The organism is Enterobacter sp. K510 (genome assembly GCF_055804875.1).
The window spans coordinates 239133-251993 of sequence record NZ_JBNRLQ010000006.1; the positions used below are offsets into that span (position 1 = coordinate 239133).

Sequence of the window (12861 nt, forward strand, 5' to 3'; positions counted from 1 at the left end):
GTTATCCCAGTACGCGTGCGCCAGCCGTATCCAGCCGACAAATATGGACAAAACCTTCGTTGTTTTGCAGATAATGCTGGCTGAGCCAGTCTGCCACGCGCTGCGCGGTGGCCGGGTTATCGCACACCGCAAACATCGTCGGCCCGGATCCGGAGATCCCGCAGGCCAGCGCCCCCATCTCTGTCGCCGCCTGACGGGCATCGTTAAAGCCAGGCAGGAGTTTGGTGCGATAAGGTTCAGCGATGACATCTTTCATTAATTTCGCCGCCAGCGCAGGCTGCTGCGTATGGCAGGCGTGGATAAATCCCGCCAGATAGCGGCCGTGCGCAATGCAATCCTGACGGCGGTACTGTGCGGGCAGGATGGCGCGCGCTTCGGCAGTGGAGACTTTAATGCCCGGATAGGCCATCACCCACAGCCACTCTTCAAAGCCTGGCACGTCCTGACTGATGATGCCGTTTTCTTCCAGCATCAGCTGCAGGCCGCCCAGGAAGCAGGGCGCGACGTTATCGTAGTGAATACTGCCGGAAATACGGCCTTCCAGCTCGCCCATCAGCGCCAGCAGGCGGGCGTCGCTGAGCGGTTTGCCGCAGAATTCATTCATCGCCATCAGGCCGGCCACCACTGAGCAGGCGCTGGAGCCGAGGCCGGAGCCAATCGGCATATTTTTTTCCAGCGTCATCGCCACCGGAATGGTTTTGCCGATCTCCTGGCAAAAACGTTCCCAGCACTGATAGACGATGTTTTCACGCGGTTCGGCAGGCAGCTTGCTGACGAAGCGCCCTTTGTTGGTCAGCGAGAATTCCCCCGCCGCCTCGACGCTGACGCAGTCGCCCAGCAGCTCGCCGTTGACCGGCGACACCGCGGCGCCCAGAACATCAAACCCCACGCTCACGTTGCCAATGGAGGCCGGGGCATACACTTTCACCATGTTAAACTCCTAACTTCCATGACAGGGTGCGCAGCAGATCGGCGAACACGCCCGCCGCCGTCACATCGTTACCCGCACCGTAACCGCGCAGCACCAGCGGCAGCGGTTGATAATAGTGGCTGTAGAAAGCCAGCGCGTTTTCGCCGTTTTTCACTTTATACAGCGGATCGTTGCCGTCCACTTCGGCGATCTTCACCCGACAGACGCCATCTTCTTCAATATTGCCCACGTAGCGCAGCACGTTTCCGGCATCCCGCGCTTTCGCAACGCGTGCGGCGAAGGCATCGTCCAGTTCCGGCAGACGGGCCATAAAGCTCTCCACGTCGCCACTGGCGTCGAAGCTTTCCGGCAGCACCGGTTCGATAACGATGTCAGACAGCTCCAGTTCGCGTCCGGTTTCGCGCGCCAGGATGAGCAGCTTGCGCGCCACGTCCATACCCGACAGATCGTCACGCGGATCCGGTTCGGTATAGCCCATTTCACGGGCGACGCGGGTGGCTTCCGACAGCGACACGCCTTCATCGAGCTTACCGAAGATAAAGGACAATGACCCGGAGAGAATGCCGGAGAAACGCTGTAATTCATCACCGGCGTTAAGCAGGTTTTGCAGGTTCTCAATCACCGGCAGACCCGCGCCGACGTTGGTGTCGTAGAGGAATTTACGACGCGATTTGCTGGCGGCGTTGCGCAGCTCGTGGTAGTAGGCCATCGACGAGGTGTTGGCTTTTTTGTTCGGCGTCACCACATGGAAACCTTCCCGCAGGAAATCCGCGTACTGATCGGCCACCGCCTGGTTAGAGGTACAGTCGACGATCACCGGGTTCAGCAGGTGGTACTCTTTCACCAGACGGATCAAACGGCCAAGGTTAAACGGCTCTTTCGCTTCCGCCAGTTCAGCCTGCCAGTTTTCCAGATCCAGCCCGTGCACGTTGGTGAGCAGCGCTTTGGAATTCGCCACGCCGCAGACGCGCAGATCGATATGCTTGCTCTTGAGCCAGCCCTGTTGACGCTTCAGCTGCTCCAGCAGCGCCCCGCCGACGCCACCGACACCGACTACAAAGACTTCGATCACCTGATCGGTGTTAAACAGCATCTGGTGCGTGACGCGCACGCCGGTGGTGGCATCGTCATTGCTGACCACCACGGAAATGGAGCGCTCGGAAGAGCCCTGGGCAATGGCGACAATATTAATGTTCGCCCGTGCCAGCGCAGCAAAGAACTTCGCCGAAATGCCGCGCAGGGTACGCATGCCGTCGCCAACCACGGAGATGATCGCCAGCCGCTCCATCACCGCCAGAGGTTCGAGCAGGCCTTCTTTCAGCTCCAGATAGAACTCTTCGCCCATGGCGCGCTGGGCGCGGGCGCAGTCCGCCTGAGGTACGCAGAAGCTGATGCTGTATTCGGAGGAGGACTGGGTGATCAGCACCACCGAAATACCGGCGCGGGACATGGTGGCGAACACGCGCGCCGCCATGCCGACCATGCCTTTCATGCCGGGGCCGGAGACGCTGAACATCGCCATATTGTTGAGGTTAGAGATGCCTTTTACCGGCAGTCCGTCTTCATTAGAACTGGCGCCAATCAGCGTGCCGGGGGCCTGCGGATTACCGGTATTTTTAATCAGGCACGGGATCTGGAACTGGGCGATGGGCGTAATGGTGCGCGGGTGTAACACTTTCGCGCCGAAGTACGACAGCTCCATCGCCTCCTGATAGGACATGGATTTCAGCAGGCGGGCGTCCGGCACCTGGCGCGGATCGCAGGTATAGACCCCGTCGACATCGGTCCAGATCTCACAACAGTCGGCGCGCAAACAGGCGGCCAGTACCGCGGCGGAATAGTCAGAGCCGTTGCGCCCCAGCACCACCAGCTCGCCTTGTTCATTACCGGCGGTAAAGCCCGCCATCAGCACCATATGATCCGCGGGAATGCGGCTGGCGGCGATACGGCGCGTGGATTCGGTGATGTCGACGGTGGATTCAAGGTAATGGCCGACCGCGAGCAGTTTTTCCACCGGATCGATAACCGTCACTTTATGACCGCGCGCTTCCAGCAATCCAGCCATAATGGCGATAGAGAGCTTTTCACCCCGACAGATGATCGAGGCATTGATGCTGTCCGGGCACTGACCAAGCAGGCTGATGCCGTGCAGTACATGTTTGATCTGGGCGAATTCCTGATCCACAACGCCTTTCAGGCGGGTGAGAGGGAAATCGGGCTGGAGGTCGGAAAGACCCTGAAGAAGTTCGGCAAAAATGCGCTCTGCGTCGCTGATATTAGGTACGGCATCCTGACCGCTGATGGTTTTTTCAATCATCGCCACCAGGTGATTGGTGATTTTAGCCGGGGCAGACAGCACGGTGGCGACCTGCCCCTGCCTGGCATTGCTTTCCAGGATGTCGGCAACACGCAGAAAACGTTCTGCATTTGCCACTGATGTACCGCCGAACTTCAAGACTCGCATGGAATTACCCCTTGATCTTTAGCCGAAAAAAAAGCCCGCACTGTTAAGGTGCGGGCTTTTTCCTGTGTTTCCTGTGCGCGTCAGCCCGCCCCGTTACCTGTGGTAATGGTGGTTGTCGTAATAATGGTGACGGTGCTGATGCGTTTCATGGATGTTGTGTGCTCTGTAATTATTATCTGTCTGTGTTGTATGCCTATATTGGTTAAAGTATCTGCCCTGCCAAGTCAATTTATTTTTAATTTTGCGACTTTTCCACTGGCGGGACGCTCACGCTGTTCGTGCGCAGATTTTGCTGAAAATTCGCCACAGCGTGGCAATCAGGCAGTCGATATGACTGCCATAAAGCATTATCTCAAACTTTTAACCGGCGAGCTTTTTTTCGATATCATGCAGCAAACGATGCAGCATTGCCGTGTCGCGCTGCTCAAAAAGACCAATGCGCTGTTCCAGCCAGTCGACCATTTTGATGTCGTCGTCGACGCCCAGTTTTTCCAGTAATGCCCGCGCGCGTATACGCAGAGCGCGTAACTGGTTCTCGTCACTGATAACGGCCGGCGCGACGGCCGTTTGTTGCATTAAAGTTGTTAACTGATAGCAATAGACCATCACGGCCTGCCCCAGATTGAGCGACGGATAATCGGCCACCATAGGCGCGCCGGTTAACACATCCGCCAGCGCCAGCTCATCATTGGTCAAGCCAGAATCTTCACGGCCAAACACCAGCGCGGCGTGATGGAGCCACTGGCTTTTCTCCTGCATCAGCGGCACCAGTTCGGCAGGCGTGGCGTAGTAATGGAATTTTGACCGGCTGCGGGCGGTGGTCGCAACGGTAAACTGCACATCATGCAGGGCCGCTTCAAGCGTTGGATAAACCGTAGCGTTATCAAGCACATCGCCGGATCCATGCGCCACTCTGCGCGCCCCTTCCTCCAGATGCGCGCGACTGTCCACGATGCGCAAATCGGTAAAGCCCATGGTCTTCATGGCGCGTGCCGCCGCACCGACATTTTCCGCGCGGGCGGGTGAAACTAATATGATGGATACCTGCATGTGGGACTCTCTTTTATTACGCCTGGCCTTCTGCAAGACCACTTTCGCCAAGATATTACGCGATGCAAATTTACATTTTTGCAACAGAAATCACTGAAATCAGCGTCCGGTATGCTTAAAAAGAACTACACTGTTGCATAGATTGACTACCTGATTTTATGTTAACAGAAGCAGTGCAGGCTCCTGTTTATGCTGGCTAATTATGCCATAAATGCTTATCTCTTTTCGGATTCACAACACTTATTAATTTACTGTTGCAACTGGTTGGTTTATTGATAGATTGTGAAAGCGGCTCATATAAAGCTACGAATATTTCATCAAAGTGTTAACGTGCTACAATTGAACTTGATATATGTCAACGAAGCGTAGTTTTATTGGGTGTCTGGCACCTCTTAGCCTGTTATGTTGCTGTTAAAATGGTTAGGATGACAGCCGTTTTTGACACTGTCGGGTCCAAAGGGAAAGTAACCACGACCAAGCTAATGATGTTGTTGACGTTGATGGTAAGTGCATCAAGAACGCAATTACGTACTTTAGTCATGTTACGCCGTGCATGTTAATTTGCGACATGTATCAGGCAGGTCAGGGACTTTTGTACTTCCTGTTTCGATTTAGTTGGCAATTTAGGTAGCAAACATGCAGACCCCGCAAATTCTTATTGTTGAAGACGAGTTGGTAACACGCAACACGTTGAAGAGCATTTTCGAAGCAGAAGGCTACGATGTCTTTGAAGCGACTGATGGCGCTGAGATGCATCAGATCCTCTCCGAAAATGACATTAATCTGGTGATCATGGACATCAACCTGCCTGGTAAAAACGGGCTGTTGCTGGCACGTGAGCTGCGCGAGCAGGCGAACGTCGCCCTGATGTTCCTGACCGGTCGTGATAACGAAGTGGATAAAATCCTCGGCCTCGAAATCGGCGCTGACGATTACATCACCAAACCGTTTAACCCGCGTGAGCTGACCATCCGTGCACGCAACCTGCTGTCCCGTACGATGAATCTGAGCGCCATCAGCGAAGAGCGTCGCACCGTTGACAGCTACAAGTTCAACGGCTGGGAGCTGGATATCAACAGCCGCTCGCTGATCAGCCCTAACGGTGAGCAGTACAAGCTGCCGCGTAGCGAATTCCGCGCCATGCTGCACTTCTGCGAAAATCCGGGCAAGATCCAGTCCCGCGCCGATCTGCTGAAGAAGATGACCGGCCGCGAACTGAAACCGCATGACCGTACCGTTGACGTGACCATTCGTCGCATTCGTAAGCATTTCGAATCAACGCCGGACACGCCGGAAATTATCGCCACCATCCACGGTGAAGGTTACCGTTTCTGCGGCGATTTAGCGGAATAAGAATAAAAACGGCGCATGATGCGCCGTTTTTCTTTTCTCCATCCGGACCCGTTTCCACGGCATCTGTGCAGCCTGCTATTTACCCCACGGCATAATCGGCACCGCGCTGATGGCGTTTTTCGGCGAGCCTTCCACAACTTTATCCGAGTACGTCAGGTAGGCCAGCGTGTTGCGCTTCGCGTCGTAGAAACGCACCACCTGCAATTTCTTGAACACCAGCGAGGTGCGTTTCTGGAACACCACATCGCCCTGCGCCTTACCGGTTTTCACCTTATCGCTCAGCTCAATCGGCCCGACCTGCTGGCAGGAGATCGCCGCGTCTGAGGTATCTTCCGCCAGCCCCAGACCGCCTTTGATACCGCCCGTTTTTGCGCGGCTCAGATAACAGGTGACGTTTTTCACATCGGGATCGTCAAAGGCTTCCACTATGATCTTGTGATCCGGGCCAAACATTTTAAATACCGTATCTACAGAGCCAATTTGTTCAGCCTGAACCGACTGTCCGGCAGCGCACAGGAACAGGCACAGCAGCAAACGCTTGTATTTCATATTGTTACCATTGATAAAAATTACGTTGAGTGATTATTGTCCGTTACAGAAGAAAATAGCTATAAATCACTGAATTACGAAAAATCAGAATAAATTCAACCATGAAAAGCATTTATGCGCAAAAAAAACACTGAATGCTAAAAGAACGAAAAATGCTATTATCCGCTACCTTAGTATCAGGCACCCGCTAAATAAGGATGAGGACACAATATGGATCAGGCTGGGATTATTCGCGAACTGCTTGTCTGGCTGGAGGGGCATCTGGATCAATCCCTCGCTCTGGATAATGTGGCGGCGAAAGCAGGCTATTCCAAGTGGCATCTGCAAAGGATGTTCAAGGATGTGACAGGTCATGCGATAGGTGCCTATATTCGCGCACGACGCTTATCCAAGGCGGCGGTGGCGCTGCGTTTAACAGCACGTCCGATTCTGGACATCGCCCTGCAATACCGTTTTGACTCGCAGCAAACCTTCACCCGCGCGTTCAAAAAGCAATTTAACCTGACGCCAGCACTATACCGCCGCGCCCCGGACTGGAGCGCCTACGGCATCCGCCCTCCGCTGCGTCTGGGCGAATTCCATATGCCCGAATATCAGTTTGTTACGCTGCCGACGATGGATCTGGTGGGCACCACGCAGAGCTATACCTGCTCGCTGGAGGAGATTTCGCGCTTCCGTAACGACATGCGTATTCAGTTCTGGCGGGAATTCTTAGGCAACTCGCCGCAGTTACCAGCCGAACTGTACGGCCTGCATGAAACGCGTCCGGGCAGCGAAAAGGATGACGAACAGGAGGTGTTCTACACCACCGCCGTGACGCCGGAAATGGCGAACGGTCACCTGCAAAATGCCCATCCGGTGACGCTGGAAGGGGGTGAATACGTGATGTTCACCTATGAAGGGCCGGGCAATGAGTTGCAGGAATTTATCCTGACCATCTACGGCACCTGTATGCCGATGCTGGATCTCACCCGCCGCAAGGGGCTCGATATAGAGCGCTTCTTCCCGCAGGATGAGGCCCGGAACCAGGAGCGGCCGATTGAACTGCGCTGCGAATACCTGATCCCGGTGCGTCGTTAACGCTGTAGCTCGTCCAGTGCCGGAGCATCCAGATGCGAGACGTCTCCGGCCGTTTCCACCACCCAGCCGGAAGCCAGCCACGCGCTTTCCTGGTAATCGATACGCGAAATAGAGCAGTTGCGCAGACGCAGGCGGCGTTCCGCCCAGGCTGGCAGCCCCAGAATGGTGCTCACCAGACAGCCCAGCGCCATACCATGACTCACCAGCAGCGGACGGCTGCCTTTCGGCAGATCCAGACAAGCCGCCAGCGCCGCGTGCATACGTTCGCTCAGCTCCTGCATGGTCTCGCCATCCGGAATGCGCCCTTCTGCGGTGCCGTTGACCATCTGACGACGCCAGCCTTCTTCTTCGTCCGTCAGGGAATCGATATGGCGGCTTTCCAGCACGCCCATATCCAGCTCACGCAGACGGGCGTCAAAAATAATGTCGCAGCCGCAGGCGTCGGCGATAATTTCCGCCGTGCGACGCGTGCGCCCTAAATCACTGGCGATGATATGGGTGATACCGAGCGTTTTCGCCCGTTCGCCCACCTGCCATGCCTGATGCTCACCTTTTGCCGTCAACGGACTGTCTGACTGCCCTTGAATACGACGCTCGGCGTTCCACTGCGTTTCACCGTGGCGAACAAGGTATACCTGTAACATGCGTTTTTTCCATTATACTGCGGGGCAAATTTATAAATCTGAGTGATATTGATTATGTACCATGTTGTCTCAGCTACCAGCAATCCAGCGAAAATTAAGGCTATTCTGCACGCATTTCACGAGATTTTCGGCGAAGGATCCTGCCATATGGAGTCTGTCGCCGTCGAGAGCGGCGTGCCGGAACAGCCCTTCGGCAGCGCAGAAACGCGGGCTGGCGCACGTAATCGTGTCGAAAACGCCCGTCGTGAAAGGCCGCAGGCGGATTTCTGGGTGGCGATAGAAGCGGGTATTGACGATGACAGCACCTTCAGCTGGGTGGTGATTGAAAGCCGCGATCAGCGCGGAGAAGCGCGCTCCGCCACCCTGCCGCTGCCGGCCGTCATTCTGAAGCATGTACGCGCCGGAGAAGCGCTTGGCCCGGTGATGTCGCAGTTTACGGGTATTGATGAAATTGGACGTAAAGAAGGGGCAATTGGCGTGTTCACCGCCGGAAAGCTGACGCGTACCAGCGTCTACCATCAGGCGGTGATCCTGGCGTTAAGTCCGTTTCACAACGACGTTTATCGCTGATCTTTAAGCAGCGCCTTTTCGAGCCATTCACGCAGCTCGGCGGGCGCCGCCTTCAGGCTGTTCGAGCCGCGGGTGATGGTCGCAATGCCGGTCCCCAGCTCATTTTTCAGTTCGCGCTGGCTCATCTCGCCGCGTAACAGTTCTTCAATGATCCGTACCCGCGTTCCCAGGGCTTCGCGCTCGTCCGGCGTCAGCATTAAATTGAGCAACGGAAGATGCAAATCCTGTTCGCAGGATTGGGTAAGCAGCTCAACGAAGCGCAACCATTCCTGGTGGCGCTGTTCGGCGACGGCTGCTGAATAAGGAGATTGCTGCGTCATGTCATACCGCCATACTCATCAACGAGTACAGCAGCATAACACAAACCCGGCAGATCAGTAACGACGCCCCCATTCCGTCGCCGTGAGCAGCATCGGTTTACCGCCCATGAAGTACTGATAATAGGCGTCATACGCCAGCACGTTCTTCACATACCCACGCGTTTCCGAGAACGGAATGCTCTCGACAAAAGCGATGGCGTCAATGCGTCCGCCGCTGTTGCCAAGCCAGGTGCGCACCCGTCCGGGGCCGGCGTTGTAAGCCGCCGAGGCGAAGATACGGTTATTGCCAAACTGCTGATAGACGTACTGTAAATAGCTGGTGCCGATGTTGATATTGATCTCCGGATCCAGCAGCTGGCCCGGCGAGCTGTAGCCCGGAATATTAAACATCTTCACCGTATGCGTCGCGGTGCCCGGCATGATCTGCATCAGACCGCTGGCGCCGACCGGCGAGCGCACTTTCGGGTTCCAGGCGCTCTCCTGACGTGAAATAGCCATGGCGTAGCTCTGGGAAATATCTTTGCCGCTGGTATAACGCTCAAAGAGATCTTTATACGCCAGCGGGAAACGCTCCTCCAGCTGATCCCACAGCTTACCGGCGATGGTCGCCTGCACGCTCAGATCCCACCACTGACGCTCAAAGGCATAGCGCGCCAGCTGCGCCTGCTGTTGCGTGGTGCGGCTGGTGACCAGATTGGCCCACTCGCTGCGGGCCGTATTATCCAGCCCCCAGTACATCAGCTCGCGCACGCGTGCCATCTCCGGACCCTGTACCAGCGTCGGATCGATGTTGCCGGGCGCTTTATCCACTTTCAGCGGATAGTCTTCCCCCAGGCGCTGCGCCGCCACCATCGGATAGAAACCGCGCTGCTGCATCAGGGATCGCAGAATGGTGTTCGCTTCTTCTTCACGGCCACGCTCCAGCAGCAGATCCGCCTGCCAGTAGCGCCACTCGTCTTTCTCTTTGGCATCCATCGGCAGACGGGCCAGCCAGGTATTCAGCCCGCGGCGATCTCCCTGCCCTAAGGCGATACGCACCCGGCGCTCCACCAGCGACGTGGACTGGGTACGCATAATGGCATCGTCACGCCAGCGCGCCTGCTCGTCGGTGACATCGTTGCCCATCAGTCGCCAGGCGATAATATCGCGCAGCGCCTGGGTTTGATCTTCATTAAGCTGCTGGGCCTGCACCAGCGACGGCAGCATCAGGCGCGCATTTTCCACATCCTGACGCGCCACGCTGGCGAAGGCTTCTTCCGCCATCTGGCGGGTAAAATCGGTGGCCCCGGTGGTGCGGGCGAAGGTCAGCACGCTGTTGGGATCGTTCGCCAGCGTCACAATCGCCGTCGAAATGGTCTGGTACTCCGCGGGCATCTGATTTGCCAGCACCGTCACCAGCTGGGTATTCCCGGCTTTCATTGCCAGGCGGATACGTTCCAGATAGGCCAGCGGATCCTGAGTGCCGGAGGCGCGCCAGGCGCCGAACAGTTTGTCACAGGCGTTAGGCTGGCTTTTACCCGTCAGCCAGAGTTCTTTTGCGCCCTGCCAGGCTTCGCTGGCCTGTCCGGTGTTCCATTTGGCGTAGTAATAGTTACATTGCGCTTCGGTGGTGCCCGGCTTTTGCGGGCTGAACGCCAGCAGGCCGCGCCAGTCTTCACGCCGCGCCAGCTCGTTCACAAAACGGTTTTGCAGGCTGCGCGCCGGGGGCAGCGTCGGGTTTGACTGAATAAAATTGCTGACCTTGATCGCCGGCTGGTTCATCAGATCGTCAGTAATCTGGCGGTATTCCAGGTAAGGGTAGAGGGGGTAATCGGTGAGGGTCGGCATCAACTGCGCCACCACGTCCATTTGTTTGCTATCCCACGCCTGCTTGATTTGCGCATAACGGTTACGCTGATCGTCCAGCGAATCGGCGCGTGCCGTATGGCTGAGGGTCAGTAAACAGCTGCCCACCACCAGCATCTGCCAGACGACGTGTTTTGCTTTCTGCACAGGCTTTTCCTCTTATAAATAAAACGCTTCACCGCATCATGCGCGCGAATACTTTATGCTAACCAGGCATCCCCTATCGCGCCACGCCCCGGACACTTTTTTACCTTTTCGGTGTGATTTAACACTCTCGCCCGGGCCTGCTGGGATTGCGCCGTGAAAACCGCTACACTGCGCAGTTAAAGACCATTCACATCCCGATAAAAGAGGCGAAGTCCAACGTGGCTCAATTCGTTTATACCATGCATCGTGTCGGCAAAGTGGTTCCGCCGAAACGTCATATCCTGAAAAATATCTCGCTGAGTTTCTTCCCGGGCGCAAAAATTGGCGTGCTGGGTCTCAACGGTGCCGGTAAGTCCACCCTGCTGCGCATTATGGCCGGCATCGATACCGACATCGAAGGTGAAGCCCGTCCGCAGCCTGGCCTGAAAATTGGTTATCTGCCGCAGGAGCCGAAACTCAATCCTGAACATACCGTGCGCGAGTCCGTTGAAGAAGCGGTCGCCGAAGTGGTTAACGCCCTGAAAGGCCTGGACGAAGTGTACGCCAAGTACGCCGAGCCGGATGCCGACTTCGATAAGCTGGCGGCGCAACAGGGTAAATTTGAAGAAATTATCCAGGCGCATGACGGCCACAACCTGAACGTGCAGCTGGAACGCGCCGCCGATGCGCTGCGTCTGCCGGACTGGGATGCCAAAATCGAAAAACTGTCCGGTGGTGAACGCCGCCGCGTCGCGCTATGCCGTCTGCTGCTGGAAAAGCCGGACATGCTGCTGCTCGACGAACCGACTAACCACCTGGATGCGGAATCCGTCGCCTGGCTGGAACGCTTCCTGCACGACTTCGAAGGCACCGTGGTGGCGATCACCCACGACCGTTACTTCCTTGATAACGTTGCGGGCTGGATCCTGGAGCTTGACCGCGGTGAAGGTATTCCGTGGGAAGGTAACTACTCCTCCTGGCTGGAGCAGAAAGATCAGCGTCTGGCGCAGGAAGCTTCTCAGGAAGCGGCGCGTCGTAAGTCGATTGAGAAAGAGCTGGAGTGGGTTCGTCAGGGCGCGAAAGGCCGCCAGTCGAAAGGTAAGGCGCGTCTGGCACGCTTTGAAGAACTTAACAGCACCGAATACCAGAAACGTAACGAAACCAACGAACTCTTTATTCCACCTGGACCGCGTCTGGGCGATAAAGTCGTTGAGGTTACCAACCTGAGCAAATCCTACGGCGATCGTCAGCTGATCGACGGCCTGAGCTTCTCCGTGCCGAAAGGCGCGATCGTCGGCATCATCGGCCCGAACGGCGCGGGTAAATCCACGCTGTTCCGCATGCTGTCCGGTCAGGAGCAGCCAGACGGCGGCACCATCGAGCTGGGTGAAACCGTGAAGCTGGCGTCCGTTGACCAGTTCCGTGATGCGATGGATAACAGCAAAACCGTGTGGGAAGAAGTGTCCGGCGGGCTGGATATTATGCGTATCGGCAACACCGAGATGCCAAGCCGCGCCTACGTTGGCCGCTTTAACTTTAAAGGGGTTGATCAGGGTAAACGCGTGGGCGAACTGTCCGGCGGTGAGCGTGGTCGTCTGCACCTGGCGAAGCTGTTGCAGGTTGGCGGCAACATGCTGCTGCTCGATGAACCGACCAATGACCTGGATATCGAAACCCTGCGCGCGCTGGAAAACGCCCTGCTGGAGTTCCCGGGCTGCGCGATGGTGATCTCGCACGACCGCTGGTTCCTTGACCGTATCGCCACCCACATTCTGGATTACCAGGATGAGGGCAAAGTGGAATTCTTCGAAGGTAACTTTACCGAATACGAAGAGTACAAGAAACGCACGCTGGGCGCGGACGCGCTGGAGCCGAAGCGTATCAAGTACAAGCGTATTTCGAAGTAATGCCGGTGCCCCTTTCCCACCG

At 56.3% G+C, this 12861-nt stretch carries 13 protein-coding genes and 1 other annotated feature; of the genes, 4 read left to right on the plus strand and 9 right to left on the minus strand.

From position 1 onward, the window contains the following. Position 1 precedes the first annotated feature (1 nt). From thrB to yjjY, 5 genes are all read right to left on the minus strand, one after another. A complete protein-coding gene (gene thrB, locus ACQUTD_RS12610; RefSeq protein ID WP_318377613.1) occupies positions 2-931 on the minus strand; it encodes a homoserine kinase in 930 nt (309 codons plus the stop codon). 1 nt (position 932) lies between these two features. Continuing rightward, a complete protein-coding gene (thrA, locus tag ACQUTD_RS12615; protein ID WP_473276381.1) occupies positions 933-3395 on the minus strand; it encodes a bifunctional aspartate kinase/homoserine dehydrogenase I in 2463 nt (820 codons plus the stop codon). A gap of 24 nt (positions 3396-3419) precedes the next feature. Beyond that, positions 3420-3537 (minus strand) — a sequence feature (Thr leader region). Then, on the minus strand, positions 3476-3544 hold the full coding sequence (gene thrL, locus ACQUTD_RS12620) for a thr operon leader peptide (protein ID WP_072570818.1): 69 nt from the start codon (positions 3542-3544) through the stop codon (positions 3476-3478). Its footprint overlaps the feature before it by 62 nt. Before the next feature lie 211 nt (positions 3545-3755). Next, a complete protein-coding gene (locus ACQUTD_RS12625) occupies positions 3756-4445 on the minus strand; it encodes a tRNA/rRNA methyltransferase (RefSeq protein ID WP_318377615.1) in 690 nt (229 codons plus the stop codon). A 400-nt stretch (positions 4446-4845) separates the two neighbouring features. Then, complete coding sequence (gene yjjY / locus ACQUTD_RS12630) at positions 4846-4986, minus strand: YjjY family protein (protein ID WP_088220722.1); 141 nt, start codon at positions 4984-4986, stop codon at positions 4846-4848. Positions 4987-5081: 95 nt separating this feature from the next. Between yjjY and arcA the strand changes: the two genes are divergently transcribed. Continuing rightward, positions 5082-5798 carry a two-component system response regulator ArcA gene (gene arcA / locus ACQUTD_RS12635; protein WP_072570462.1) on the plus strand — a complete coding sequence of 239 codons (717 nt, stop codon included), beginning with the start codon at positions 5082-5084 and terminating at the stop codon, positions 5796-5798. A 75-nt stretch (positions 5799-5873) separates the two neighbouring features. Here the strand turns inward: arcA and creA are convergent, their stop codons facing one another. Continuing rightward, positions 5874-6347, minus strand: a complete 474-nt coding sequence (creA, locus tag ACQUTD_RS12640) for a protein CreA (protein WP_473276385.1) — start codon at positions 6345-6347, stop codon at positions 5874-5876. A gap of 210 nt (positions 6348-6557) precedes the next feature. Here creA and robA point away from each other — a divergent pair, with 210 nt between their 5' ends. Then, positions 6558-7427, plus strand: coding sequence for an MDR efflux pump AcrAB transcriptional activator RobA (robA, locus tag ACQUTD_RS12645; protein ID WP_072570460.1), 870 nt, complete (start codon positions 6558-6560; stop codon positions 7425-7427). Here the strand turns inward: robA and gpmB are convergent. Then, complete coding sequence (gene gpmB, locus ACQUTD_RS12650) at positions 7424-8071, minus strand: 2,3-diphosphoglycerate-dependent phosphoglycerate mutase GpmB (protein WP_473276387.1); 648 nt, start codon at positions 8069-8071, stop codon at positions 7424-7426. The two genes, robA and gpmB, sit on opposite strands and share 4 nt — an antisense overlap. A gap of 54 nt (positions 8072-8125) precedes the next feature. On the opposite strand from gpmB, the gene yjjX reads away from it, so the two are divergent. Next, a complete protein-coding gene (yjjX, locus tag ACQUTD_RS12655) occupies positions 8126-8641 on the plus strand; it encodes an inosine/xanthosine triphosphatase (protein ID WP_473276391.1) in 516 nt (171 codons plus the stop codon). On the opposite strand, the gene trpR is transcribed toward yjjX, so the two are convergent. Then, on the minus strand, positions 8632-8961 hold the full coding sequence (gene trpR, locus ACQUTD_RS12660) for a trp operon repressor (RefSeq protein WP_072570457.1): 330 nt from the start codon (positions 8959-8961) through the stop codon (positions 8632-8634). The two genes, yjjX and trpR, sit on opposite strands and share 10 nt — an antisense overlap. 54 nt (positions 8962-9015) lie before the next feature. Continuing rightward, the gene (gene sltY, locus ACQUTD_RS12665) at positions 9016-10953 is read right to left on the minus strand and encodes a murein transglycosylase (RefSeq protein ID WP_473276393.1); all 1938 of its coding nucleotides are present in this window, start codon (positions 10951-10953) and stop codon (positions 9016-9018) included. Between the two features lie 218 nt (positions 10954-11171). Here sltY and ettA point away from each other — a divergent pair, with 218 nt between their 5' ends. Continuing rightward, positions 11172-12839, plus strand: a complete 1668-nt coding sequence (gene ettA, locus ACQUTD_RS12670; protein ID WP_318364089.1) for an energy-dependent translational throttle protein EttA — start codon at positions 11172-11174, stop codon at positions 12837-12839. The last annotated feature ends 22 nt before the right edge of the window (positions 12840-12861 follow it).